General features: G+C 71.0%; 24 protein-coding genes. 16 read left to right on the forward strand and 8 right to left on the reverse strand.

The window, feature by feature from the left end; genetic code table 11:
* Nucleotides 1–110 precede the first annotated feature (110 nt).
* From pucL to AC067Z_RS18295, 5 genes are all read right to left on the reverse strand, one after another.
* Entirely contained in the window at nucleotides 111–1,034 is a 924-nt protein-coding gene (pucL, locus tag AC067Z_RS18275) for a factor-independent urate hydroxylase (RefSeq protein WP_478790547.1), read from the reverse strand.
* A 7-nt stretch (nucleotides 1,035–1,041) separates the two neighbouring features.
* Entirely contained in the window at nucleotides 1,042–1,449 is a 408-nt protein-coding gene (uraH, locus tag AC067Z_RS18280) for a hydroxyisourate hydrolase (RefSeq protein ID WP_478790548.1), read from the reverse strand.
* Complete coding sequence (gene uraD / locus AC067Z_RS18285; RefSeq protein ID WP_478790549.1) at nucleotides 1,446–1,967, reverse strand: 2-oxo-4-hydroxy-4-carboxy-5-ureidoimidazoline decarboxylase; 522 nt, start codon at nucleotides 1,965–1,967, stop codon at nucleotides 1,446–1,448. The genes uraH and uraD overlap by 4 nt, the downstream gene beginning before the upstream one ends.
* Before the next feature lie 150 nt (nucleotides 1,968–2,117).
* The gene (locus AC067Z_RS18290; RefSeq protein WP_478790550.1) at nucleotides 2,118–2,498 is read right to left on the reverse strand and encodes a helix-turn-helix domain-containing protein; all 381 of its coding nucleotides are present in this window, start codon (nucleotides 2,496–2,498) and stop codon (nucleotides 2,118–2,120) included.
* Entirely contained in the window at nucleotides 2,495–2,743 is a 249-nt protein-coding gene (locus AC067Z_RS18295) for a YkoF family thiamine-binding protein (RefSeq protein ID WP_478790651.1), read from the reverse strand. The genes AC067Z_RS18290 and AC067Z_RS18295 overlap by 4 nt, the downstream gene beginning before the upstream one ends.
* Nucleotides 2,744–2,938: 195 nt before the next feature.
* On the opposite strand from AC067Z_RS18295, the gene AC067Z_RS18300 reads away from it, so the two are divergent.
* The 16 genes from AC067Z_RS18300 (at nucleotide 2,939) to AC067Z_RS18375 (ending at nucleotide 20,760) form a co-directional block, all read left to right on the forward strand.
* A complete protein-coding gene (locus AC067Z_RS18300) occupies nucleotides 2,939–4,009 on the forward strand; it encodes a lytic transglycosylase domain-containing protein (RefSeq protein ID WP_478790551.1) in 1,071 nt (356 codons plus the stop codon).
* Nucleotides 4,010–4,136: 127 nt separating this feature from the next.
* Nucleotides 4,137–5,180, forward strand: a complete 1,044-nt coding sequence (locus AC067Z_RS18305; protein ID WP_478790552.1) for an RNA polymerase sigma factor — start codon at nucleotides 4,137–4,139, stop codon at nucleotides 5,178–5,180.
* Nucleotides 5,181–5,962: 782 nt separating this feature from the next.
* Entirely contained in the window at nucleotides 5,963–6,922 is a 960-nt protein-coding gene (locus AC067Z_RS18310; RefSeq protein ID WP_478790553.1) for an ABC transporter ATP-binding protein, read from the forward strand.
* Nucleotides 6,919–7,689, forward strand: coding sequence for an MlaE family ABC transporter permease (locus tag AC067Z_RS18315; protein WP_478790554.1), 771 nt, complete (start codon nucleotides 6,919–6,921; stop codon nucleotides 7,687–7,689). The genes AC067Z_RS18310 and AC067Z_RS18315 overlap by 4 nt, the downstream gene beginning before the upstream one ends.
* Before the next feature lie 3 nt (nucleotides 7,690–7,692).
* Nucleotides 7,693–8,511 (forward strand): MlaE family ABC transporter permease, encoded by an 819-nt coding sequence (locus tag AC067Z_RS18320; protein ID WP_478790555.1) that lies wholly within the window; start codon nucleotides 7,693–7,695, stop codon nucleotides 8,509–8,511.
* A 4-nt stretch (nucleotides 8,512–8,515) separates the two neighbouring features.
* Nucleotides 8,516–9,781 carry an MCE family protein gene (locus AC067Z_RS18325; protein ID WP_478790556.1) on the forward strand — a complete coding sequence of 422 codons (1,266 nt, stop codon included), beginning with the start codon at nucleotides 8,516–8,518 and terminating at the stop codon, nucleotides 9,779–9,781.
* The gene (locus AC067Z_RS18330; RefSeq protein ID WP_478790557.1) at nucleotides 9,778–10,830 is read left to right on the forward strand and encodes an MCE family protein; all 1,053 of its coding nucleotides are present in this window, start codon (nucleotides 9,778–9,780) and stop codon (nucleotides 10,828–10,830) included. The genes AC067Z_RS18325 and AC067Z_RS18330 overlap by 4 nt, the downstream gene beginning before the upstream one ends.
* The gene (locus tag AC067Z_RS18335) at nucleotides 10,827–11,828 is read left to right on the forward strand and encodes an MCE family protein (protein ID WP_478790558.1); all 1,002 of its coding nucleotides are present in this window, start codon (nucleotides 10,827–10,829) and stop codon (nucleotides 11,826–11,828) included. The genes AC067Z_RS18330 and AC067Z_RS18335 overlap by 4 nt, the downstream gene beginning before the upstream one ends.
* The gene (locus tag AC067Z_RS18340; RefSeq protein WP_478790559.1) at nucleotides 11,825–12,976 is read left to right on the forward strand and encodes an MCE family protein; all 1,152 of its coding nucleotides are present in this window, start codon (nucleotides 11,825–11,827) and stop codon (nucleotides 12,974–12,976) included. The genes AC067Z_RS18335 and AC067Z_RS18340 overlap by 4 nt, the downstream gene beginning before the upstream one ends.
* Nucleotides 12,973–14,250: an MCE family protein gene (locus AC067Z_RS18345; RefSeq protein WP_478790560.1), complete on the forward strand. Its 1,278-nt coding sequence runs from the start codon at nucleotides 12,973–12,975 to the stop codon at nucleotides 14,248–14,250. Before AC067Z_RS18340 ends, AC067Z_RS18345 begins: the two co-directional genes overlap by 4 nt.
* A complete protein-coding gene (locus AC067Z_RS18350; protein ID WP_478790561.1) occupies nucleotides 14,247–15,521 on the forward strand; it encodes an MCE family protein in 1,275 nt (424 codons plus the stop codon). The genes AC067Z_RS18345 and AC067Z_RS18350 overlap by 4 nt, the downstream gene beginning before the upstream one ends.
* Complete coding sequence (locus tag AC067Z_RS18355) at nucleotides 15,518–16,150, forward strand: hypothetical protein (RefSeq protein WP_478790562.1); 633 nt, start codon at nucleotides 15,518–15,520, stop codon at nucleotides 16,148–16,150. The genes AC067Z_RS18350 and AC067Z_RS18355 overlap by 4 nt, the downstream gene beginning before the upstream one ends.
* Nucleotides 16,151–16,203: 53 nt before the next feature.
* On the forward strand, nucleotides 16,204–16,986 hold the full coding sequence (locus AC067Z_RS18360; protein WP_478790563.1) for a hypothetical protein: 783 nt from the start codon (nucleotides 16,204–16,206) through the stop codon (nucleotides 16,984–16,986).
* 275 nt (nucleotides 16,987–17,261) lie between these two features.
* A complete protein-coding gene (locus AC067Z_RS18365; protein ID WP_478790564.1) occupies nucleotides 17,262–18,101 on the forward strand; it encodes a TIM barrel protein in 840 nt (279 codons plus the stop codon).
* Nucleotides 18,102–18,217: 116 nt separating this feature from the next.
* On the forward strand, nucleotides 18,218–19,108 hold the full coding sequence (locus AC067Z_RS18370; RefSeq protein WP_478790565.1) for a 2-hydroxy-3-oxopropionate reductase: 891 nt from the start codon (nucleotides 18,218–18,220) through the stop codon (nucleotides 19,106–19,108).
* A gap of 194 nt (nucleotides 19,109–19,302) precedes the next feature.
* Nucleotides 19,303–20,760 carry a catalase gene (locus AC067Z_RS18375; RefSeq protein ID WP_478790566.1) on the forward strand — a complete coding sequence of 486 codons (1,458 nt, stop codon included), beginning with the start codon at nucleotides 19,303–19,305 and terminating at the stop codon, nucleotides 20,758–20,760.
* Between the two features lie 406 nt (nucleotides 20,761–21,166).
* Here the strand turns inward: AC067Z_RS18375 and AC067Z_RS18380 are convergent, their stop codons facing one another.
* The 3 genes from AC067Z_RS18380 to gcl form a co-directional block, all read right to left on the reverse strand.
* Complete coding sequence (locus tag AC067Z_RS18380; RefSeq protein ID WP_478790567.1) at nucleotides 21,167–21,373, reverse strand: hypothetical protein; 207 nt, start codon at nucleotides 21,371–21,373, stop codon at nucleotides 21,167–21,169.
* 101 nt (nucleotides 21,374–21,474) lie between these two features.
* The gene (locus AC067Z_RS18385) at nucleotides 21,475–22,053 is read right to left on the reverse strand and encodes a YdeI/OmpD-associated family protein (RefSeq protein WP_478790568.1); all 579 of its coding nucleotides are present in this window, start codon (nucleotides 22,051–22,053) and stop codon (nucleotides 21,475–21,477) included.
* A 202-nt stretch (nucleotides 22,054–22,255) separates the two neighbouring features.
* Nucleotides 22,256–24,043, reverse strand: coding sequence for a glyoxylate carboligase (gene gcl, locus AC067Z_RS18390; RefSeq protein WP_478790569.1), 1,788 nt, complete (start codon nucleotides 24,041–24,043; stop codon nucleotides 22,256–22,258).
* Between the last annotated feature and the right edge of the window lie 2 nt (nucleotides 24,044–24,045).

The following is a 24,045-nucleotide window of genomic DNA, read 5'->3' on the forward strand; positions in this document are numbered from 1 at the left end:
GGGCCTGTCGCTGCTTTCGCCGGCCCCACTGCAGGCTGTGCCATGGTCTTCCCTCCGGTCCGGTGCCGCCCCGCCCGGCTTCGGGCGGGCGGAGCGTCAGCGGCCTGGCGTCAGAGGTTGGTCATGTCGACCGGGATCTGCGGCTCGATGCCGTCCCGCAGGACGGTGGCCTCGATGAGGCCGTAGGGACGGTCCGCCGCGAAGTAGACCTCGTTGTCGTTCTTGAGTCCGAACGGCTCGAGGTCCACCAGGAAGTGGTGCTTGTTCGGGAGCGAGAAACGGATCTCGTCGATCTCGCTGCGGCTGTTGATGATGCGTGAACCCATTTGGTACAGGGTCTGCTGCAGCGACAGCGAGTACGTCTCGGCGAAGGCCTGGAGCATGTGCTTCTTCGCCTGCGCGTAGGACTTCTCCCAGTTGGGCATCCGGTCCTCGTCCGAGGTCCAGTTGTAACGCCACTGGGCGGCGACCTGGGTGGCGAGGATGCGGTCGTACGCCTCCTGCAGGGTCGTGTACTTGTCCTTGACGTAGCCCCAGAACTCGGAGTTGGTCGAGTTCATCACGACCAGGTCCTTCAGCCCGGAGATGACCTGCCACGTCGAACCGTCGAAGGTGATCTCGGTGGTGCGGGTCTCCTGGCCCTTGCGGACGAAGGAGTGCTTGACCTCGTCGGCGCCGATGAACTTGGAGTTGCCGTCGGAGGTCTCGATGCGCTCCCAGGCGTACTCCTCGATCCGGATGCGAGCCCGGTGGATCGGCTCCTGGCTCGTCACGAAGTGGCGGGCGAGGTGGATGCCGAACTGCTCGGCGGACTCGATGCCGTACTCCTTGGCGAACGCGTACACCGTGTTCTTGGTGGTGTCGGTCGGCAGGACGCTGGCGTTGGAGCCGGAGTAGTGGACGTCGTCCATGTCGCCGGAGAGGGCGACGGAGACGTTCAGGTCCTTGATGTGGTGGGTGTCGCCGTCCCGCGTGATCTTGACGACGCGGTTCTCTGCTTTGCCGTACTGGTTCTGGCCGAGAATCGTGGGCATGTGTCTGCTAGCTCCCTCGGTAAACGGAGTAGCCGAACGGGTTGAGCAGCAGCGGTACGTGGTAGTGCTCGCCCGGCACGACGGCGAATGTGATCGCCACCTCCGGGAAGAACGCACCGCTGTCCCTTACGCGGGGGGCGTCCTGCTGCGCCTCGGCGGCTTGCTTTCCTGTGGTGTTCGAACGCGTGAAGTACGCCTCGGTCTCGAAGTCGAGACGCACATGGGTCGTTCCCTCCGGCAGGGCCGGCAGGTCCTTGCAGCGCCCGTCCGCGTCGGTGGCGGATCCGCCGAGCGCCGACCATCCGGCGCCGGCGCCGCTTCGGGCCGACAGCGAGACGGCGACGCCCTCGGCGGGGCGTCCGACGCTGGTGTCCAGGATGTGCGTGGACACCGATGCGGTGGTTTCCGTGCTCATGCGCGTGTTTCCTCTGCGGACTCTACGAGGCGGGTCAGCCGGATACGGTTGATCTTGCCCAGTTCGGTGCGGACGATCTCCCGCTCCTGCTCGGGCGAGTTCCCGATGCGCTCGCGGACGGCGTCCCTCATCTGCTCGCCGGTGCGGCCGGTGGCGCAGATCAGGAAGACATGACCGAACCTGTCCTGGTAGGCCAGGTTGAGTTCGAGCATCTCGGCCTTGAGCGATTCGGAGGCGCCGGCCATCCCGCTCTGTTCGCGGGAGGAGGTCGGGTCCCCGGGCTTCGGGCGGCCGATCGGCGGGTGGCCGGCCATGGCCTCGGCCAGATCGTCGGCGGTCAGTTCGGCCATGGCGGCGTCACTGGCCTCGAAGAGGGCGTCGGCGCCGGCGTACGGCCTCTGGGCGAGCAGCTTGCTCCCCCAGGCCGAGCTGGCGCACACCTCGTGCAGGGCGGCCAGGGCCGCACTGTCCTCGGAGGCGTTGAACCGGGCGAGACCCGGATTCGGAAGGGAAGTCACGGGAGCCTCCGTGGCTTGTTCATCGCGGTGCGTTGGACGGGCTGCGGATAGCTAACGCCCTCCGCAACCACGACGTCAACACTTTGTTGAAAACTCGCGTTCACGAAAGCCGCCGCCGGCGGACCGGGCGGCGGCTGTCGGCAGGCCCGCTCATTCGCCCTTGGCGGCGGCGTTCTCCCTGTTCAAGTAGTTGTAGACGGTGAAACGGCTGACACCCAGCGCACCCGCCACCGTCTCCACACCGTGCCGCACGGAGAACGCACCCCGCGCCTCCAGCGTCCTGACGACCGACTGCTTGGTCCTGCGGTCGAGTTCGGCCAGCGGCCGGCCGTGCTGCCGCTCCAGCGCAGCGAGGATGTGGTCCAGGGAGTCGGCCAGCTGCGGCAGCCGCACGGCGAGGACCTCCTCGCCCTCCCAGCTCAGTATGACGTCGTCCTCCCGGGCCTCGCCCGGCGCGATCACCACCCCGCCCATGGCGTCGACGAGCGGCTTGACCGCCTGCGCGAGCGCGTGGTCGGCGGGCCCGGTCATCCCTCCTCCTCGACCACGTTGACCTGCAGGGAAACCCGGGTGGCACCGGTCTGCAGCGCCTTGCGCAGCAGCGCGTCGACGGCACCCAGCACCTCGTCGGTCCCGCCCTCGGCGGTGTTGCCGAAGGGGCCGACATCCACCTTGTCCAGCCCCGCGCCCTGGACGACCTCTCGGACCGCCAGCGCGTGCGCGGGCGGTTCGTCCAGGTCGAAGGGTTCGGTCGTGAACTCCACTCTCAGTCGCACCATGTCCCCACGGTAGCGGCGGGCCGCGGGGTGGGGGCCGGGTGGTGGCGCCTCTCCACGGCCGCGCTCCCGTGCCTCCTGTGCGCCGCGGGCACTCCGTGCGTCCCGTGCGACGGACCCGGGTTGTCCGCGCGTAGAGCAGGTGAGAGAGCCGCGCCGGCACAGTCGGGCGGCGACACAGGGAGGGGTCCACGGATGACAGGGCGCGCACGCAGAAGAGTCAGGGCGACGGCGGTCGCCACCGCCGCGATGGCGGCACTGACCGCCTCGCAGGGCCCCGGGGCTTCCGGCCTGTCAGGGAGCGGGCACCCGCAGCGGTCCGGGGAGCCGAACGTCCTCGGCGACGATGCGTACCGCACCCAGCTGCCGCCGTTGCGGGTCCCTGGGACGGACGCCGCCGACGACGGGCAGGCCGTGCGGCCGGCGGCCGCGGGAACGATCGGCGGGCTGCCGGTCACGGTGCTGGCCGCGTACCGGGACGCCGCGGCCGAGCTCGCGGGGAGCACACCGGGCTGCGGACTGCGCTGGCAACTGCTCGCCGCGATCGGGCAGGTGGAGTCCGGTCATGCGCGCGGCGGCCGGGTGGGCGGCGACGGCACGACGCTCGCGCCGATCCTCGGCCCGCGTCTGGACGGCGACGGCTTCGCACTGATCAGGGACAGCGACGGCGGCCGGTACGACGGGGACACCTCGTACGACCGTGCCGTCGGGCCCCTGCAGTTCATCCCTTCCACGTGGGCGGACTGGGGCGCCGACGGCAACGGCGACGGACGCAGCGATCCGGGCAACGTCTTCGACGCGGCGCTCGCCGCCGGGCGCTACCTGTGCGCGGGCGGCCGGGATCTGAACGACCCGGGCGACCTGGACCGGGCGGTCCTCGGCTACAACCACTCCAGCGCGTACCTGCTGACGGTGCGCTCCTGGTTCACCTACTACCTCGGCGGGCACGCCGTGGTGCCCGACCGCGGGGGCTCCCCCGTCCGGGGGGCCGCGGGGCCCTCGCCGGAACCCCGCCCGACCGCCGCCGAAGCCGAGTCCCGGGGACGTTCGCCCCGTCCCGCTCCGACTGCCGAGGAGCCTTCCGCCGCCCGGCCGGCCGAGCCGTCCCCGGCCCCTTCGCCGTCGCCGTCGCGGACCAGGGCCTCCGGCGGGGACGTGCCGCCGCTGCCCGCCGTCCCGCTGCCCGTCCCGGCCCCCGGCGGGGACGGCGGGCTCCCCACGGACGGCGCCCTTCCCGTGCCCGGTGCGCTGACCAGCGAAGACTGAGCCGGGGTCAGGTCGGCAACAGAAAGGAATCGATGAGCGCCACCCCCTCCACATCGCCGATACCCGGCGGTAATGTCGCCCCCCGCCGGGCAGGCACGAGGCCGGCGGTGAGAGCGAAGGGGCCCTCATGGCGACAGAGACGCAGCCCGGGCAGTCCGGTGTTCCGGACGCCGGGCCACCACCGGACGAGCGTTGGCAGCGGGCCTGGAGCCACCGGGAGCACCTCCTGAAGGTGGCCCGCCGCAGGTCCGTGAGCATGGAGGACGCAGAGGACGCCGTGCACGAGGCGATGCTGCGCGCTGCCGAGCAGCCGCACCTCGATCACGAGCGGCTCGGCGCCTGGCTGACGACCGTGACGATACGGCTGTGCGTGGACCGGCACCGGCAGGTCGGCCGGGAGGCGGAGGTCCACACCCGCCCCAGGCTGCACCCACCGGCGCCCGTCCCGGTCGACGAAGCGGTCTGCGACCGGGCGGAGGCCCGCTGGCTGGCCGTACGCAGCGGGGAACTGCCCGCGCGGCAGGCCGAGGCCCTGTGGCTGAAGTCGGAGGACCTGGACGTCGGCGAGGTGGCCGTGAAGATGGGCCTCAGCTACCGGACCGTCGAGTCCCTGCTGGCCAGGGCACGGCGGAGCCTGCGCAACTCGCTGGCCGCGACGCTCGGGGTGGTGCTGTGGCTGTGTGGCCGGGCCCGGCCGCGTACCGGCACGAACACGCAGGCGGTAGCGGTGGCCTCGACGGCGGTGACGCTGGCGGCGGCGGTGCTGGTCCTGCCGCACGTACCGGAGGGCCCGTCGGGCACGCCGCGTCCGGCCTCGCCTGCGGTGTCGTCCGAGAAGGCGGCCGCCCCTTCGCCCGACCGCGGCCCCACTGCTGCGCCGTCGCCGCTCGGCGCGGGCCCGTCGGACGGCGGCGCGCGTCCGTCGTCACCGTCGGACGCCGGCCTGCCGGTCCCCCCGCTGCCGGAGGTGCCGCTGCCGGAGCTGCCGCTGGAGACGGCGGGAGTGCCGGCCGTCCCGGAGGTCCCGGTCCCGGAGGTCCCCGACCTGCCGTCGCCGCCGGACCTGCCGCGGGAGGCGGCGGGGGCGCCGTCGGTGCCCACGGCGCCGTCGGCGCCGGATGTGGTGACGCCTTCGGTCTCGGTAACGGGGGTTGTGCCGACGGCGCCCTGAGGCGGGCGTGACCATTCCCCTCCCCGCCCCTTCCCACAACCGGGCGCTGCCCGGACCCGTACCGCGCTCCGCGCGGTGTCCTCTCCCCCTACGGCCTGACGGCCGTGGGAGGTGCCCCCAGCGAGTCCAGATGTTCCCCCGCCGGACGGGCTGGAATTGCCACACAGCGCAATTCCAGCCCGTCCGGCGTTTGAGGACACCGCGCGAAGCGCGGTACCTGGTCCGGGATCGCCCGGCGGCGCCCGGGCCGAGCCCCGCAGGAGCCAGACAAAGCCCCCGGCAGGTCCGCACGCAGCGCGTAACGGGACCGAGCCAAGCCCTGTGTCGGTCCCGGCGGAGCCCCGCGGCGGGCCCGGACGGACCCGAAGCGGGCCCGGGCCGAGCGTGCAGCCAGTCCGGGCCGAGGCCCCGTGGGAGCCCAGACCAACCCCCCGGCAGGTCCGCGCGCAGCGCGTAACGGGTACGGGCCCAAGCCTCCGCGGCGGGCCCGGACGGACCCGAAGCGGGCCCGGGCCGAGCGTGCAGCCAGTCCGGGCCGAGGCCCCGTGGGAGCCCAGACCAACCCCCCGGCAGGTCCGCGCGCAGCGCGTAACGGGTACGGGCAGAGCCCGGCAGGGGCCCAGGCCAAGCCCCCGTGTCGGGCCCGGGCGGAGCCCGGTACGGGAAAGGGCGGGGAGGGGAAACGTACTCGTTCCGAAAGAACTTCGGCCCCCCGCGACGGACACCCCCGTCCTCCCCGTAGAGCAGGTGTCGGACCGCTCCACGGCGAAGGGTGAAACCGGATGGGTGTCGAGATCTGCGTGGAAGGGCTCACCAAGTCCTTCGGGCGCCAGGTCATCTGGCAGGACGTCTCGCTGACCCTGCCCGCCGGCGAGGTGTCCGTCATGCTCGGGCCCTCCGGCACCGGCAAGTCCGTCTTCCTCAAGACGCTCGTAGGGCTGCTGAAACCCGAGCGCGGGTCGATCCGGATCGCCGGCACGGACATCACCGCGCTGCGCGAGCACGACCTCTACGAGGTCCGGAAGCTCTTCGGTGTCCTCTTCCAGGACGGCGCGCTGTTCGGGTCGATGAATCTCTACGACAACATCGCCTTCCCGCTGCGCGAGCACACCCGCAAGCCGGAGAGCGAGATCCGCCGGATCGTGCTCGAGAAGATGGACATGGTCGGCCTCATCGGCGCCGAGGACAAACTGCCCGGCGAGATCTCCGGCGGTATGCGCAAACGTGCCGGTCTCGCCCGCGCCCTCGTGCTCGATCCGGAGATCATTCTGTTCGACGAGCCGGACTCCGGCCTAGATCCCGTCCGCGTCGCGTATCTCAACCAGCTGATCGTGGATCTCAACGCGCAGATCGACGCGACGTTCCTGATCGTCACCCACGACATAGCCTCCGCCCGGCAGGTGCCGGACAACATCGGGCTGCTGTTCCGGCGCGAGCTGGTGATGTTCGGGCCCAGGGAGCAGCTGCTGACCAGCGACGAGCCGGTGGTGCGGCAGTTCCTGAACGGGCGGATGCAGGGGCCCATCGGGATGGCGGAGGAGAAGGACGCCGCCCAGGTCGAGCAGGAGCTCGCGGAGCTGGGCGCGGAGGCCGACGGACCGAGGAACGGCATACCCGAGCTGACACCCCGGCTGCTGCCCACCGACGGTGTCGACCGGCCGCCCCGCTGGGAGGCGATCGCCGAGCGCGAGGCGCTGCGCCAGGTGCGGGCGGCCGTACGGGGAAGGACGGGGAGCGCATGAGTCCGTCCCCCACAGGTGCCCTGCGTCATTCGGGCAGCCTTTTCGCCATGGGCCTGGACGTCCTGCGGACGATCCCCAAACGGCCTTTTCAGGCACGGGAGTTCATTCAGCAGGCGTGGTTCGTCGCGAGTGTGACGATCCTGCCGACCGCGCTGGTGTCGATCCCGTTCGGTGCGGTGATCGCGTTGCAGATCGGCAGCCTCACCCGACAGCTCGGTGCCCAGTCGTTCTCCGGTGCGGCGTCGGTGCTGGCGGTGCTGCGGGAGGCGTCGCCGATCGTCACGGCGCTGCTGATCGCGGGTGCGGGCGGTACGGCGATCTGCGCGGATCTCGGGGCACGGAAGATCCGGGAGGAGATCGATGCGATGCAGGTGCTCGGCATCGATCCGATCCACCGTCTCGTCGTGCCCAGGGTGCTGGCGACCATGCTGGTCGCGGTACTGCTGAACGGACTCGTGTCGGTGGTCGGCGTCGCCGGCGGCTACTTCTTCAACGTCGTGCTGCAGAACGGCACTCCAGGCGCGTATCTCGCCTCCTTCACGACTCTCGCCCAACTCTCCGACCTGTGGGCCGCCGAGCTGAAGGCACTGGTCTTCGGGGCGATCGCGGCGATCGTCGCCTCGTACAAGGGGCTGACGGCGAAGGGCGGGCCGAAGGGCGTCGGGGATGCGGTGAACCAGTCGGTGGTGATCACGTTCATGCTGCTGTTCGTCACGAACTTCGTCCTGACCGCGGTGTACTTCCAGATCGTTCCGCAGAGGGGCTGAGTCATGGCGCTGATGAACCGTCTGCTGCTGGACCGGCTCGAGGAGCTCGGCACCCAGCTGTCGTTCTACGGTCGGTCCCTCGCATGGACCGGGCGCACCCTGCGGCGCTACAAGAAGGAGACCCTGCGCCTGCTGGCGGAGGTGAGCTTCGGGCGGGGTGCGCTTGCCGTCGTCGGTGGAACCGTCGGGGTGATCGCGTTCCTGTCGTTCTTCACAGGTACCGAGGTGGGCCTGCAGGGCTACGCGGCGCTGAACCAGCTCGGCACGTCGAACTTCGTCGCGTTCCTCTCGGCGTACTTCAACACCCGTGAGATCGCGCCCCTGGTGGCGGGGCTCGCGCTGTCCGCGACGGTCGGCGCCGGGTTCACCGCGCAGCTGGGCGCGATGCGGATCAGCGAGGAGACCGACGCGCTGGAGGTGATGGGCGTCCCGTCGCTGCCGTTCCTGGTGACGACACGGATGATCGCCGGGTTCGTGGCGGTGATCCCGCTGTACGTGGTCGGGCTGCTGTCCTCGTACTTCGCAGCCCGCACGATCACCACCGGCTACTACGGGCAGTCGGCCGGCACGTACGACCACTACTTCGCGCAGTATCTGCCGCCGGTCGACGTGCTGTGGTCCTTCGGCAAGGTGATCGTCTTCGCCGTCGTGATCATTCTGGTGCACTGCTACTACGGCTACTACGCGAGCGGCGGTCCCGCCGGGGTCGGTGTCGCCGTGGGACGTGCGGTGCGCACCTCGATCGTGGCGATCAACATTCTCGACTTCTTCCTCAGTCTCGCGATCTGGGGCGCCAACACGACCGTACGGATAGCGGGGTAGCGCGGTGGTTGTCACAGGAGGAGCAAGTGCCGGGCGCGCGGGTCGGCTCCGGCTGTACGGGATCGTCTTCCTCGCGGTCATCGCGCTGCTGCTGGGCCTGTCCGTCGCCGTGTACCAGCAGGTCTTCACCCCGGTGGTGCGGATCACGCTGGAGGCCGACGAGCTGGGCAACCAGCTCGATCCGCGGGCGGACGTAAAACTGCGCGGGCTGCTGGTCGGCGAGGTCCGCGCGGTGCGGGCGGACGGCTCGAAGGCGACGCTGGACATCGCGCTCCGGCCGGAGCACGTGGCGCGCATCCCGGCCGCGGTGCATGCCCGGCTGCTGCCCAAGACGTTGTTCGGCGAGAAATTCGTCGATCTGGTGCCGCCGAGCGGCGCGCCGGGCCGTGCCATCCGGGCCGGTGACGTCATCACCCAGGACCGCACCACCGTCGGCATGGAGGTGCAGCGGCTGATGAACGACCTGCTGCCGCTGCTGCGCACTGTCCGGCCGGCGGAACTGAACGCCACGCTGTCCGCGTTCGACACCGCTCTGGAGGGCCGCGGTGACCGGATCGGCGGGAATCTGACCCGGCTGGAGCGCTATCTGCGCGAGCTCAACCCCCATATGCCCTCCCTCCAGGAGGACATCTCCCGCTTCGCCGACGTGGCGACGGTGTACGGGGACGCGGCTCCGGACCTGTTGCGGATCCTGCGCAACTCGGTGACCACCAGCCGCACCCTGGTCGAGCAGCGCGACCGGCTCGCCGCCTCGCTGACCTCGACCGCCACGGTCGCGGGCACCGCCCGCGGCTTCTTCGACGACAACGGCGACCGGCTGATCACGCTCGGCCGTGTCTCGCGCCCGACTCTGGCGCTGTTCGACCGCTACTCCCCCGAGTACCCGTGCCTGCTCGACGGGCTGGTCCAGCAGGGGAAGCGGTCCGAAGAGGCGTTCAGGGGCGGCGAGATGCGGATCACTCTCGAGATCGTCCGTCCACGCCCCGGCTACCGACCCGGTGAGGAACCGCGCTATGCAGAGCGCTCGGGCCCGAATTGCAGGGGCCTGCCCGGCCCCCATGTTCCCGCTCCCGACACCCACCTCGACGACGGCACCGCGAAGGCGGGGGCGGGCGGCGGACCTGCCGGTGTCTCCGCCACCGCCGCCGAACAGCGCGCCGTCGGCACGCTGGTCGCCCCGGTGCTCGGGGTGGAGGCCGACCGGGTTCCCCCGGTCGCGACGCTGCTGTTCGGTCCGATGGCACGCGGGACGGCGGTGAGCGTGGCATGAGGGTCCACGGTGCGACCGCGACCGCGGCGCCGCTGGTGAAGTTCCTGCTGTTCGCGGTGGTGACGGTGGCGGCGACGGCGCTGCTCGCGGGGACGATCGTCACCTTCTCGCTGAAGTCCGAGCACACCTACCGGGCGGTGTTCAGCGATGTGACGAGCCTGGAGGAGGGCGACGACATCCGGGTGGCCGGGGTCCGGGTCGGCGAGGTGGCCGACATCCGGATCAAGGGCGAGAGGGTCGAGGAACAGACGCTGGCCGAGGTGACGTTCACCGTCTCCGAGGACAGGCCCCTGCTGACGAGCACCGGCGCGGCGATCCGCTACCGGAGTCTGGTCGGGCAGCGCTACATCGCCCTCACCGAGGGCGCGGGGGACGGCACCCGGCTGCGGCCGGGCGGGACGATCCCGCTGGCCCGCACCCAGCCGGCGCTGGACCTGAACGCGCTGCTGGGCGGCTTCAAGCCGCTGTTCGCCGCGCTCAGCCCGAAGGACGTCAACCAGCTGGCGACGGAGATCGTCAGGACGCTCCAGGGCGAGGGCGGCACCGTGAACAGCCTGCTCGCCCACACGGCTTCGCTGACGACGACGCTCGCCGACCGGGACAAGCTGATCGGGTCGGTGATCGACAACCTCAACACCGTACTGGGGACGCTGGACAAGCGCGGCGCCCGCTTCTCGGGCCTGCTGAAGCAGCTGCAGCGGGTGATCTCCGGACTGTCCGCCGACCGCAAGCCGATCGGCGCGTCCCTGGAGAACATCGGCTCCCTGACCGAGGCCACCTCCGGGCTGCTGGCGGACGCCCGTCCGCCGCTGCGCGACGACCTGGCCGAACTCACGGAACTGACAGGCACGCTGAACGACAACGAGAAAACCGTGGAGGGCGTCCTGCAGCGGCTGCCCGGCAAACTGAACAAGCTGACCGGGACCGCGTCGTACGGCTCCTGGTTCAACTTCTACCTGTGCGACTTCGACGGCCGGATCGTGCTGCCGAAGACCCAGAAGGTCATCACTCCCGAGCTGCATGTGGCGAGGGCGAGGTGCGGAGGATGACACGGCTGTTTCCCCGCCTCACCCCGTTCCGGGAGCAGAATCCCGTGGTGATCGGCGCCGTCGGCCTCACCACGCTGGCGCTGCTGGCCACCGCCGCGTTCAACGCCGACAGCCTGCCGCTGATCGGCAACGGCGAGACCTACCGCGCGGCGTTCTCCGAGGCCGGCGGTCTCAAGCCGGGCGACGAGGTGCGTATCGCGGGCGTGAAGGTCGGCAAGGTCGACGAGGTGGATCTCGACGGGGACCACGTCCAGGTCACCTTCCGGATCAAGGGCGATCCGCGTTTCGGCACCAGGACCGGCGCGGCCATCCGGGTCAAGACGATTCTGGGCTCCAAGTACCTGGCGCTGCAGCCGAAGGGGTCCGGGCAGCTGAGGCCCGGCAGCGAGATACCACTGGCGCGTACCACCCCCGCGTACGACGTCGTGGCGGCGTTCAGCGATCTGACGACGACCACCGAGAAGGTGGACACCGCGCAGCTCGCGAAGGCGCTGGACACCATCTCGACGACGTTCGAGGACTCACCCGCCGAGGTGCGTGCGGCCGTCAAGGGTCTGTCGAAGATCTCGAAGACGGTGGCGTCGCGGGACAAGGAGCTGCGGGAGCTGCTGAAGAACGCCCGCTCGGTGAGCGGGGTCCTGAAGGACCGCTCCGGTGAGCTCACCACCCTGGTCAAGGACGGCGACAAGCTCTTCCTGGAGATCTCCCGGCGCAGGGCGGCCATCCACACGCTGCTCAAGAGCTCGGCGGCGCTCGGCATCCAGCTGTCCGGTCTCGTCGCGGACAACAGGAAGGAGATCGGCCCCGCGCTCAAGGGCCTGGGTCAGGTGGTGCGGATGCTCGAACGCAACCAGGCGTCCCTCGACCGCAGCGTCGCCCTGCTCGCCCCCTACGTGCGGGTGTTCACCAACACCCTCGGCAACGGGCGCTGGTTCGACAGCTACATCCAGAACATGGTCGCCGCCCCGGTGGTGCCGAGGACGGGGGATTCGCGATGAGGATCAGAAGGCTTCCCGGCGGGACGAGGACCCGGCTGGTGGCGTCGGTGCTCGCACTGGCACTGGTCGCAGGGGCGGCCGTCATGCTGTGGCCGAGCCCGGAACCGGTGCGGGTGACCGCCTGGTTCCCCCGCACGGTCGGCATCTACCCGGGCTCGGACGTGCGGGTGCTCGGTGTCCGCGTGGGCGAGGTCACCGAGATCGTGCCCGAGGGCAGGCGGGTGCGGGTGGACCTGGAGTTCGACGAGGGACGGAAGATCCCCGCGGACGCGCGGGCGGCGATCATCAACTCGTCGGTCGTCAGCGACCGTTACGTGCAGCTGCTGCCCGTGTACCGGGGCGGACCGGTGCTCGCCGAGGGCGCGGTCATTCCCGAGAGCCGGACCGCGGTGCCGGTCGAGCTGGACCGTGTCTTCGACAGTCTGCACACCACGTCGGAGGCGCTCGGCCCGCGCGGCGCCAACAAGGAGGGCTCCCTGGCCCGTCTGCTGGGGGTGAGCGCCGACAACCTTCAGGGGCAGGGCGGGCAGCTGCACCGGACCGTCGAGGACCTGTCGTCGGCGGTGACCACCCTGGCGGACGGCCGCAAGGACGCGTTCGGCACCGTGCGCAACCTCCAGGTGTTCACGGCGGCACTCGCGGCCGACGACAAGAGCGTGCGGTCGTTCAACGACAGCCTCGCCAAGGTCGCCGACCAGCTCGCCGGGGAGCGCAAGGACCTGGCGGCGGCGCTGCGGCATCTGGGCGTCGCGCTCCGCGACGTGTCCGCGTTCGTGCGGGACAACAAGAAGTCGCTGACGGCCGATGTGAAGGGGCTGAGCAAGGTCACCCGCGTACTCGTCACCCAGCGCAGGGCGCTGGCCGAACTGCTGGAGGTGGCGCCCGCCGGTCTGTCCAATCTGCAGAACGCGTACAACCCGTCCTCCGGCACGCTCGACACCCGCAACAACCCCGACGGGCCGCAGGACCCGGCTGCGTTGCTGTGCTCTGTGCTGCGCACCACCGGGGACGCGGGCGGCAGGAACCCGGACTGCGCGGAGCTGGACAAGCTGTTCGACTCGCTGCCCGAACTGCCGCATGCCGCGCCCGTGTCGGGCACGGCACCGGCCGACCGGACGCTCGGCGGAATCCTGGAGGCGGGGGCATGAGCGCGCGGCGACGTTCCCTGGCGCTGTGGACGGCCGTCGGCTCGGTGCTGCTCACCGGCTGCGAGTTCAACGGTCTGTACGACGTGACGCTGCCGGGCGGGGCGGCCGCCGACGGCCACGCCTACCGGGTCACCGTCGAGTTCCGTGACGTGCTCGATCTCGTGCCGCAGTCGGCGGTGAAGGTCGACAACGTCACGGTGGGTTCGGTCGAGAGGGTGGAGCTGAAGGGCTGGCACGCCCAGGTGAGGCTGCGGGTCGCGGACTCGGTGAAACTGCCCGGCAACGCGATCGCCGAGCTGCGCCAGACCAGCATGCTCGGCGAGAAGTACGTGGCCCTGGCCGCGCCCACCGAGGGCGCGCCGCGCGGCAGGCTCACGGACGGCGACCGGATCCCGCTGGCCCGCACCGGGCGCAATCCGGAGATCGAGGAGGTGCTCTCCGCCCTGTCGGCCCTGCTGAACGGCGGTGGCGTGGCCCAGCTGAAGACGATCACCGTGGAGCTGAACAAGGCCCTGGAGGGCCGGGAGAACCGGGTGAAGTCCCTGCTCGGCGAGCTGGACACGTTCATCGGCGGTCTGGACGCGCAGCGCAAGGACATCGTTCGCGCGCTCAAGGCTCTCGACCGGCTGGCGGGGCGGCTCGGCGCGGAGAAGAAGACCGTCGCGCAGGCCGTGGACACGATGCCGCCCGCATTGAAGGTGCTGGCCGACCAGCGCCGCAACCTCACCCGGATGCTCACCGCACTGTCCGAGCTCGGGAGGACGGGAACCCGGGTCGTCAACGCCTCACGGGCCGACGCGGTCGCCAATCTGCGCCATCTGCGGCCCATTCTGCGGCAGTTGAACAAGGCGGGCAGCGATCTGCCGAACGCGCTGGAGCTGATGACGACCTACCCGTTCCCGCGCAACGCCACGGACGCGATCAAGGGCGACTACGTGAACCTCAGGATCACCGCCGATCTGGACCTGGCGGGCATCTACGGCAATCTCGACGACCGGCCCGCGGATCCGGACCTGCCGGGCGGCCCCGACCTCCCGGAGGTGCCCGAGCCGCCAGAGGTCCCGGACCTGCCGGACGTCCCCGGGGTGCCGCTGCCCACGTCCGCGCCTTTGCTCCCGGCCCCGAACCCTCCCTCGTCGGACGGCGACGGTCCGCTCTGTCCCCCGGTGTGCGGCACGAGTTACGCCGCTTACGGCTCGGGGGCGCCGGGCCGCTTCCCCGCCGGCGTCGACATCGCTCTTGCCGAGCTGATGCTGAAGGGAATGCAGCCGTGATCACACGCACTGTCAGGGTTCAGCTCCTCGCCTTCGCCGCGGTCACCGCCGTCGGGGTGTCCTACGTCGGCGCCCGCTACACGGGCCTGGTCGACGCCGTGCTCGACCGCGGCTACACCGTGCGGGCCGAGTTCGCCGACTCGGGCGGCATTTTCGACGGCGCCGAGGTCACCTACCGCGGCGTGCCCGTGGGCCGGGTCGGCGAGCTGCGGCTGTCCGGCGCGGACGGGGTGTCGGTGGCCCTGGACATCGAGGACGGAGCGCGCATTCCCCTGGACACGCTCGCCGTCGTCGCGAACCGGTCCGCGGTCGGCGAGCAGTACGTGGACCTGCAGCCGCGGGACACCGGCGGTCCGTATCTGCGTGACGGAAGCACGATCGCCCGCGCGGACACCCGGGTGCCGCTGCACACCACCGAACTGATCCGCAGCCTGGACCGGCTGGTGAACTCGGTCGGCAAGGACGACCTGCGGATCACGGTCGACGAGCTCGGCAGGGCGTTCGCCGGCACGGGCCCGCATCTGAGCCGTCTGGTGGACTCCGGGAACCAGCTGGTCGAAACGGCGTCCGCGTCGCTGCCGGAGACGGTGTCGCTGATCGAGGACTCGCGCACGGTGCTGCGCACGCAGGCGGACAAGGGGTCGGCCATCAGGTCGTTCTCCCGCGATCTGGCCTCCCTGACGGCCGAGCTGAAGGCCCGGGACGGCGATCTGCGCCGCCTCGTCGGCTCCGGCGCACCGGCCGCGCAGGAGGTGAACGCGCTGCTGAAGGCGAACGACACGCACCTGCGGGTGCTGCTCGGCAATCTGATCAGCGGCGGTCAGGTGACCGTGGCCCGGCTGCCGGGCGTGGAGCAGGCTCTGGTCACCTTCCCGGTGGTCGTGGCCGGCAGCCACACGGTGATCCCCGGCGACGGCACGACCCACTTCGGGCTGGTCGTCGGCGCGGGCGAACCGCCGCCGTGCCGTCAGGGTTACGACACCCGGCGCCGCGACCCCTCGGACACCTCGGAGCGGCAGGCGAACACCGGGGCGCGCTGCACCGCCCCGCGCGGCAGTGACACCTCGGTGCGGGGCGCGCAGAACGCGCCCGGCCCGGCGGGGAGTTCGGGCGGTGCGCGGCACGCCGGATTCGTCTCCCCGTACGACCCGGAGACCGGTACGGCCCAGGGGCCGGACGGAGCGCTCGTCGAGATCGGCTCGACGGGCGGAGAACGCACCATGTTCGGAAAGGACTCGTGGCAATGGCTGCTCGTGGGACCGATGGCATGAGCGGGGACGCCACCGCGGACATCTCTGCGGCGACGGACGATGCGGCACCCGTCGCCGGCCCCGCCGCTCCGGCGACGGACGACGACGCGGCGGACGCCCGCGGACGGCTGCCCCTGCCCGAGCCGGTGCGTTTGTTCGTGGGCAGGGCGGTGCGCAGCCGCCTGATGCCTGCCGGACTCGTCGCGGCAACGGTCGTGACGACGGCGCTCAGCGGCTGGTTGTGCGTCCAGGTGTACGAGCAGCGCGCCGAGGCGCAGCGGCACCGGAGCATCCTGGCCGCGGCCCGCCAGTCCGCGCTGAACTTCACCTCGCTCGACCACCGGCACTATCGGCGCGACAGCGCCAATGTGCTGAAGGGAGCGACCGGCGAGTTCAAGGAGCAGTTCGCCGCACAGACGACCGAGTTGACGAAGCTGGTCGCCGCGAACAGGTCGGTGTCGCAGGGCCAGGTGCTCGATGCGGGCATCGCGCGGGCGGACGAGCGTTCGGCCCGCGTCCTGGTTGTGGCCGACAGCAAGGTGACGAACAAGGCGTCGCCCGAGGGCCAGGCACGCACCTACCGGCTGCAGCTGGACCTGGTGCTCGAGGACGGCCGCTGGCTGACCTCGAATGTCGAGTTCGTCGGCTGAAGACCCGCAGCAGCACGGTTCCACCCGTACCACCAGCAGTGAGGAGCAGGACCATGGCGAATCCGACCACGCGCGGGCGCGGCACCGCGTCGGCGGGGCACCGCTCGATGGCGGCTGCCGCACGGGCGGCGGCCAAGCGCACGGAACGGGTCGGGACCGGAGGAAGCGTTCCGGCCGCGGACCTCAAGGGCGTCGCGGCGCGCGCGGTGCCGCTCGTGAAGGTGCCGGTGGAGGCTCCGGACGACGTCTCGCAGGCGCGCAGGCCCGAGGAGGTGCACGCCGGACGGGTGCTGGCCGCCGAGGAGCGGGCGGCGGGCCGCGGATCCGGGGGCCGGCTGCGCGCCCGGCTCTGCGCGGTGCTCGCGGCGCTGGTGGCGGCGGCGCTGGTGGCGGCCGGCGTGCTGGGGTGGCAGTACGCACAGGGCCGGAGCACACAGGAGGCCCGGACCGCGGCACTGGCGGCGGCACGCAGCGCGGCCCCGGTGGTGCTGTCGTACGACCACCGCAGGCTGGACAAGGACTTCGCGGCGGCGCGGGCGCGGCTGACCGGCGCGTTCCGCGACGAGTACGGCAGGACGACGAAGGCCGTGGTGGCACCGACGGCGAAGAAGTACCGCGGCAGGGTCGAGGCGTCGGTGGTGCGTCCGCCGGGCGGCGGCTCCCCGGCGGCGTCGGTGGTGTCGGCGTCGCGGGACGAGGTCGTGGTCCTGCTGTTCGTCAACCAGGTCACCACCAGCACCCAGGTCACGGGTTCGCGGGTGGATCTCAACCGGGTGCGTATGACGATGTCGCGCACGGACGACGGCTGGAAGGTGAGTGCCGTCGACGCGCTCTAGGCCCTCCGCACCCCCGTCGGACACGGGCACAGTTCCCCCTCCCCGCCCGTGTCCGACGGGCCCGTCCCCTTCCCTCCCCCGCCCGTGTCCGACGGGCCCGTCCCCTTCCCTCCCGCGCCCCCGGGCCGGGCCGGCAGAAGCCCTCAGCGGCCGCTGCCGTCCCAGCTCGGGGGCGCCTTTTTTGCCGACGCGTCTTGACAGCTCTCCCCCACGCTCGACAGAATTCCATTAAGCAGAAAGAAACTTCCGCAATACGGAAGGAGCGCGCACTCCTCATGGGATACAGCGACCAGCGCTTCGATGTGAACCTCTCGATCCTCTTCACGGAACTCCCGCTCCTGGAGCGCCCGGCGGCCGCCGCTGCCGCGGGCTTCCGAGCGGTCGAGCTGTGGTGGCCCTGGATCGAGACCCCCACGCCCGACCAGGCGGAACTCGACGCCCTCAAGAAGGCGCTCGACGAGGCCGGCACCCGGCTGGTGGGCCTGAACTTCTACGCCGGGCAGCTGCCCGGACCCGATCGCGGCGCGCTCTCCGTGCCCGGCGAGGAGTCCGACCGCTTCCGAGCCAACATCGAGGTGGCCGCCGACTTCGCCGCCTCGGTCGGCTGCACGGCACTCAACGCCCTCTACGGCAACCGGGTCGACGGCGTCGACCCGCAGGTCCAGGACACCCTCGCCCTGGAGAACCTGGTGCTCGCGGCCCGCGCCGCCGACCGCGTCGGCGCGATCCTCCTCGTCGAGACCCTGAACAAGCCGGAGTCACCGCTCTACCCGCTGGTGAGCGCCCCGGCCGCGATCGAGGTCATCGACAAGGTCAACGCGGCGACGGGACTGGGCAATGCCAAGTTCCTGCTCGACATCTACCACCTGTCGATGAACGGCGAGGACGTCAGCCAGGTCATCGCGCAGTACGCCGACAGGACCGGCCACGTCCAGATCGCGGACAACCCGGGCCGCGGCGCGCCGGGCACCGGCTCGCTCCCGCTGGAGCAGCTCCTCGACGAGCTGACGAAGGCCGGATACGAGGGCTGGGTCGGCCTGGAGTACAAGGCCGGCGAGCGCCCGTCCGCGGAGTCGTTCGGCTGGCTGCCGGCCTCGGCCCGCGGAGCGCGCTGACGCGCGCCGCACCGGAGTTCGCCCCCGCGGCCCCGGCCGCAGGCCCGCCCCCTCAGGGCACGGCACCCGGCGCGGCATCCGCCCCCACCACGCACAACCCGCAGAGAGGTACCCCAATGAGCACCCTCCCCAAGATCGCCTGGATCGGTCTCGGCATCATGGGCTCCCCCATGTCCGAGAACCTGCTGAAGGCGGGCTACTCGGTCACCGGCTTCACCCTGGAGCAGGACAAGCTGGACCGCCTCACCGCGGCCGGCGGCACCGCGGCCTCCTCGATCGCAGAAGCGGTGCAGGACGCCGATGTCGTGATCACGATGGTGCCCGCGTCCCCCCAGGTCGAGGCCATCTCCTACGGCGCCGACGGCATCCTGGAGAACGCGAAGCAAGGCGCCCTCCTGATCGACATGTCCTCGATCACCCCGCAGACCTCGGTCGACCTGGCGAAGAACGCGGCGGCCAAGGGCATCCGTGTCCTGGACGCGCCCGTCTCGGGCGGCGAGGCCGGCGCGATCGAGGCCGTGCTCTCGATCATGGTCGGTGGCGAGCAGGCGGACTTCGACACCGCCAAGCCGATTCTCGACGCACTCGGCAAGACCATCGTGCTGTGCGGCCCGCACGGCTCCGGCCAGACGGTGAAGGCCGCCAACCAGCTGATCGTGGCGGTCAACATCCAGGCGTGCGCCGAGGCCGTCGTCTTCCTGGAGAAGTCGGGTGTGAACCTGCAGGCCGCGCTGGACGTCCTCAACGGCGGACTGGCCGGTTCGACCGTGCTGACCCGCAAGAAGGACAACTTCCTGAACCGGGACTTCAAGCCCGGCTTCCGGATCGACCTGCACCACAAGGACATGGGCATCGTCACCGACGCCGCCCGCAATGTCGGTGCCGCGCTCCCCGTCGGCTCGGTCGTCGCCCAGCTGGTCGCCTCCCTGCGCGCCCAGGGCGACGGCGGCCTGGACCACTCGGCCCTGCTGCGCTCCGTCGAGCGCCTGTCGGGTTCCCAGGTCTGACGCCTGCGACCCCTCCCGGGTCGACCCCACATACTCCGGCCGGCGTCGGCGCTGACACCTGTCCTGTCGCGCCCAGGCGTCGGCGCCGGCCGGAACACCCCTCTCCACTTTCAACAAACTGTTGACGTTTTCCTCGAGGCATATCTACGCTCCTCGGACCGTCACCCAGTGCAGCTCCCGTACGGAAGGTCACGATGTCGAAGCGCGTGCTTACGACCGAGTCCGGCGCCCCCGTCGCCGACAACCAGAACTCCGCCACCGCCGGCGTCGGTGGCCCCATCCTCCTGCAGGACCAGCACCTGCTGGAGAAGCTCGCGCGCTTCAACCGTGAGCGCATCCCGGAGCGGGTGGTGCACGCCCGCGGCTCCGGCGCGTACGGGTACTTCGAGGTCACCGACGACGTCACCGGCTTCACCAAGGCCGACTTCCTCTCCGAGGTGGGCAGGCGCACCGAGACGTTCCTGCGCTTCTCGACCGTGGCGGACTCGCTCGGCGGCGCGGACGCGGTCCGCGACCCGCGCGGTTTCGCGCTGAAGTTCTACACCGAGGAGGGCAATTACGACCTCGTCGGCAACAACACCCCGGTGTTCTTCATCAAGGACCCGATCAAGTTCCCCGACTTCATCCACTCCCAGAAGCGCGACCCGTTCACGGGCAAGCAGGAGCCGGACAACGTCTGGGACTTCTGGGCACACGCCCCCGAGGCGACGCACCAGGTGACCTGGCTGATGGGCGACCGCGGCATCCCCGCCTCGTACCGCCACATGAACGGCTACGGCTCGCACACCTACCAGTGGACCAACGAGGCGGGCGAGGCCTTCTTCGTGAAGTACCACTTCAAGACCAACCAGGGTGTGCGCTCCCTGTCGGCCGAGCAGGCCGCCGAGCTGGTCGGCAAGGACGCCAACTCGCACCAGACGGACCTGCTGCAGGCCATCGAGCGCGGTGTGAACCCGTCGTGGACCCTGTACGTCCAGATCATGCCCGCGGCGGAGGCGGCGGACTACCGCTTCAACCCGTTCGACCTGACCAAGGTGTGGCCGCACGCCGACTACCCGCTGCAGCGGGTGGGCCGCCTGGTCCTCGACCGCAACCCGGACAACGTCTTCGCCGAGGTCGAGCAGGCCGCCTTCTCCCCGAACAACTTCGTTCCGGGCATCGGCCCTTCGCCGGACAAGATGCTCCAGGGCCGCCTGTTCGCCTACGCCGACGCGCACCGCTACCGCCTGGGTGTGAACCACACCCAGCTGCCGGTGAACGCGCCGAAGGCCGCCGTCGCGGACAACTACGGCCGTGACGGCCTGATGGCCACGCGCAACGGCTCACGCCACGACAAGAACTACGAGCCCAACTCGTACGCGGGCCCGGCCCAGACCGACGCGGCGCTGTCCGCGCCGCTGGCGGTCCAGGGCTGGATCGGTACCCACACGGCCCCCGCGCACGTGAAGGACGACGACTTCTTCCAGGCGGGCGAGCTGTACCGCCTCATGTCGGAAGAGGAGAAGGGCCGTCTCGTCGCGAACATCGCCGGCGGTCTGTCCCAGGTCTCCCGCGACGACGTGATCGAGAAGAACCTGGCCCACTTCCACGCCGCCGACGCCGACTACGGCAAGCGCGTGGAGGAGGCGGTCCGCGCCCTGCGCGAGGACTGATCCCCCGTCTGCGTACCGGACCTGACGACACGTCGCGCCCGGTACGTGGTCCGTACCGGTGGCCCGGATGAGGGGTGGCCGCCGGTACGGACGGCAGGGGCTGAGACCGCGGTGGCCGTGCGATGCCAGTGCGGTGGTGAAGGATCCCGGAGACCGTTCTGACCTGAAGAACGGCCGCCGGGAGGCCAATCGCCCCGCCGCGGTCCCAGCCCGTCCCACCAGGCGACGACCCCAACCCAGACCCCGCCCGGCGGCGCGAACGTCCTGTCGCGCCAGCCTCGCACCGTCGGGCGGTCACCACCCCACAGACGGAGCGCGGAGTCGGTACGGTCCCGCACCCCGCGCTCGACGACCAGGGCCCGGCCTTCGCACAGAGGCCGGGTCCTGGTCCGCGTCCGGGGTCAGGTCACCCGTCCCGGCGGGGCGCCCGCCAGTGCTCCCACGCGTCCTCCGCGACGGAGAACGCGCACAGGCACGCCATGACCACCGCGGTGGTCGTGGCAGCCTCCCGGCCGCCCATGCCCTCCACCCGCGTCGTCCACAGCCACAGCCCGGCGCCGGCCGGCGGCACCGCGATCACCAACGGCCGCCACTTCGGCCGGAATCCCGCCATGGACGTCCTCCCCCGTCGATGCCCTCCGCTGGTGGGACATCCGCGGGGCGGACCGGGTGGAATCCGCCTCGGCCGCGGCCCGTTCGGCCGCGGCGTCCGGCTCAGCGCACCTTCTCGCCGGCCGCCAGCGTCGCGATCATCCGTTCCAGGCGGGCCGCCCGCGTCCTGGGGGTCGTCGCCTTCAGCAGGTTCAGGATCACGAGGTACTGCTCCGACCTGCCGAGGCTCTCGAACGTCTTCCCCGCCGCCGTGTCCGCCTGGAGCGCGGCGGCCAGGTCTGCCGGCACGGTGGCGTCGCGCTGCGACGCGTAGGCGGCCTCCCAGCGGCCGTCCGCCTCGGCGGCCGCCACCTCCGCGAGACCGGACTCCCGCATCCGGCCTTCGGCCGTCAGGACCTCGACCCTCTTGATGTTCACCTGCGACCAGGTGCTCCGCGGCCGGCGGCGCGTGATCTTCTGGAGGTAGTGCACCTCGTCGTACGAGCGCCGCAGGCCGGTGATCCAGCCGAAGCAGAGTGCCGCGTCGTTGGCCTCGGCGGCGGTCGGCGAGGGGACGCCGGAGCCCTTCTTCGCCAGCTTGAGCCAGACGCCGGCCACGGTCCCTTGATGCTCGTCCAGCCACGTTTCGAGCTCTCGCACATCGGCGAAGGCGAGCAGCGGCAGTCCGTCCAGCGTGTCCATCGGCACCTCCTGCGGTGTCACGCTAGAGCACCCGGCCGCCGCACGCCCGGCGCTCGTTCAAGGTGCGCCGAAGATCCCGCGGCAGCGGACGAGGCGGCCGTCCCTGACGTACGCACCGACCTCCAGGACGGCGGCGAGCAGACACGCCGAAGGGCCCGGTCCGCGGGTGCGGACCGGGCCCTGGGCCGTCGGGCGGCGGTGGTCAGACCTTGAGCGGCGTGATCGCCGTCGGGGCGTGGCCCGGCTCCGTGGCGATCTCCTCGAACTCCGTGACATCGCTGATGTCCGCGGTCTTGCTCATCGAGATGTTGGTGACGCGCTCCAGGATCGCCTCGACCACGACCGGGACGCGGTACTCGGCGGCGAGCTTCTTCGCCTCCTCGAAGGCCGGCAGCAGCTGGTCCGGCTCAGTGACGCGGATCGCCTTGCAGCCCAGGCCCTCGACGACCTTGACGTGGTCGACACCGTAGACGCCGAGCTCCGGGGAGTTGATGTTCTCGAACTCCAGGTTGACCTGGAAGTTGATGTCCAGGCCGATCTGGGCCTGACGGATCAGCCCCAGATAGGAGTTGTTGACGAGGACATGGACGTACGGGATGCGGTGCTGGGCGCCGACGGCCAGTTCCTCCAGCATGAACTGGAAGTCGTAGTCGCCGGACAGGGCGACGACCTGGGCCTCCGGGTCCGCCTTGGCGACGCCGAGGGCGGCCGGGATGGTCCAGCCGAGCGGGCCGGCCTGGCCGCAGTTGATCCAGTGGCGGGGCCGGTAGACGTGCAGCATCTGCGCGCCCGCGATCTGGGACAGGCCGATGGTGGTGACGTAGCGCGTCTCGGGGCCGAAGGCGCGGTTCATCTCCTCGTAGACGCGCTGCGGCTTGAGCGGCACGTTGTCGAAGTGCGTGCGGCGCTGCAGCGTCGCCCTGCGCTCGTTGGTGGAGGCGACCCACGCGGAGCGGTCGGGCAGCCGGCCCGCGGCCTTGAGCTCGCGCGCGACCTCGACGAAGAGCTCCAGCGCGGCCTTGGCGTCGGAGGCGATGCCGTAGTCGGGCGCGAAGATCTTGCCGATCTGGGTGGGCTCGATGTCGACGTGGACGAACTTCCGGCCCTTGGTGTAGACGTCGAGCTTGTAGCCGGTGTGGCGGTTGGCCCAGCGGTTGCCGATGCCGAGGACGAAGTCGGACTCCAGGAAGTTCGCGTTGCCGTAGCGGTGCGAGGTCTGCAGGCCGACCATGCCGGCGTTGAGCTCGTGGTCGTCCGGGATGGTGCCCCAGCCCATCAGCGTGGGGATGACCGGGGTGCCGGTCAGCTCGGCGAACTCGACGAGCAGGTCGGAGGCGTCGGCGTTGATGATGCCGCCGCCTGCGACGATCAGCGGCCGCTCGGACTCCAGCAGGAAGGAGATCGCCTTCTTGATCTGGGCGCGGGTCGCCGACGGCTTGTAGACCGGCAGCGGCTCGTACGTTTCCGGGTCGAAGTCGATCTCGGTGAGCTGGACGTCGATGGGCAGGTCGATGAGGACCGGGCCGGGGCGGCCGGAGCGCATCAGGTGGAACGCCTGCTGGAAGACGCCGGGGACCTGCGCGGCCTCCAGGACGGTCGTCGCGGCCTTGGTCACCGGCTTGGCGATCGAGGCGATGTCGACGGCCTGGAAGTCCTCTTTGTGGATCACGCTGGTCGGTGCCTGGCCGGTGATGCACAGGATCGGGATGGAGTCGCCGATCGCGGAGTACAGGCCGGTGATCATGTCGGTGCCGGCCGGGCCCGACGTACCGATGCAGACACCGATGTTGCCCGGGTGGGTGCGGGTGTAGCCCTCGGCCATGTGCGACGCGCCCTCGACATGGCGGGCGAGGGTGTGGTCGATACCGCCGCCGGCCTGAAGGGCCTTGTAGAAGGGGTTGATCGCGGCGCCCGGCACTCCGAACGCGTGGGTGACGCCTTCACGCTTGAGGATCTCAACTGCCGCTCGGGCGGCGGTCATACGAGGCATGG

It is taken from the genome of Streptomyces sp. NPDC043812 (assembly GCF_056436245.1).

What these genes read in the sequence shown, in the direction of transcription:
- pucL (WP_478790547.1), bottom strand. Translation starts at nt 1,034, where the DNA reads ATGCCCACGATTCTCGGCCAGAACCAGTACGGCAAAGCAGAGAACCGC.
- uraH (WP_478790548.1), bottom strand. Translation starts at nt 1,449, where the DNA reads ATGAGCACGGAAACCACCGCATCGGTGTCCACGCACATCCTGGACACC.
- AC067Z_RS18290 (WP_478790550.1), bottom strand. Translation starts at nt 2,498, where the DNA reads ATGACCGGGCCCGCCGACCACGCGCTCGCGCAGGCGGTCAAGCCGCTC.
- AC067Z_RS18300 (WP_478790551.1), top strand. Translation starts at nt 2,939, where the DNA reads ATGACAGGGCGCGCACGCAGAAGAGTCAGGGCGACGGCGGTCGCCACC.
- AC067Z_RS18305 (WP_478790552.1), top strand. Translation starts at nt 4,137, where the DNA reads ATGGCGACAGAGACGCAGCCCGGGCAGTCCGGTGTTCCGGACGCCGGG.
- AC067Z_RS18310 (WP_478790553.1), top strand. Translation starts at nt 5,963, where the DNA reads ATGGGTGTCGAGATCTGCGTGGAAGGGCTCACCAAGTCCTTCGGGCGC.
- AC067Z_RS18315 (WP_478790554.1), top strand. Translation starts at nt 6,919, where the DNA reads ATGAGTCCGTCCCCCACAGGTGCCCTGCGTCATTCGGGCAGCCTTTTC.
- AC067Z_RS18320 (WP_478790555.1), top strand. Translation starts at nt 7,693, where the DNA reads ATGGCGCTGATGAACCGTCTGCTGCTGGACCGGCTCGAGGAGCTCGGC.
- AC067Z_RS18330 (WP_478790557.1), top strand. Translation starts at nt 9,778, where the DNA reads ATGAGGGTCCACGGTGCGACCGCGACCGCGGCGCCGCTGGTGAAGTTC.
- AC067Z_RS18335 (WP_478790558.1), top strand. Translation starts at nt 10,827, where the DNA reads ATGACACGGCTGTTTCCCCGCCTCACCCCGTTCCGGGAGCAGAATCCC.
- AC067Z_RS18340 (WP_478790559.1), top strand. Translation starts at nt 11,825, where the DNA reads ATGAGGATCAGAAGGCTTCCCGGCGGGACGAGGACCCGGCTGGTGGCG.
- AC067Z_RS18345 (WP_478790560.1), top strand. Translation starts at nt 12,973, where the DNA reads ATGAGCGCGCGGCGACGTTCCCTGGCGCTGTGGACGGCCGTCGGCTCG.
- AC067Z_RS18355 (WP_478790562.1), top strand. Translation starts at nt 15,518, where the DNA reads ATGAGCGGGGACGCCACCGCGGACATCTCTGCGGCGACGGACGATGCG.
- AC067Z_RS18360 (WP_478790563.1), top strand. Translation starts at nt 16,204, where the DNA reads ATGGCGAATCCGACCACGCGCGGGCGCGGCACCGCGTCGGCGGGGCAC.
- AC067Z_RS18365 (WP_478790564.1), top strand. Translation starts at nt 17,262, where the DNA reads ATGGGATACAGCGACCAGCGCTTCGATGTGAACCTCTCGATCCTCTTC.
- AC067Z_RS18370 (WP_478790565.1), top strand. Translation starts at nt 18,218, where the DNA reads ATGAGCACCCTCCCCAAGATCGCCTGGATCGGTCTCGGCATCATGGGC.
- AC067Z_RS18375 (WP_478790566.1), top strand. Translation starts at nt 19,303, where the DNA reads ATGTCGAAGCGCGTGCTTACGACCGAGTCCGGCGCCCCCGTCGCCGAC.
- AC067Z_RS18380 (WP_478790567.1), bottom strand. Translation starts at nt 21,373, where the DNA reads ATGGCGGGATTCCGGCCGAAGTGGCGGCCGTTGGTGATCGCGGTGCCG.
- AC067Z_RS18385 (WP_478790568.1), bottom strand. Translation starts at nt 22,053, where the DNA reads ATGGACACGCTGGACGGACTGCCGCTGCTCGCCTTCGCCGATGTGCGA.
- gcl (WP_478790569.1), bottom strand. Translation starts at nt 24,043, where the DNA reads ATGCCTCGTATGACCGCCGCCCGAGCGGCAGTTGAGATCCTCAAGCGT.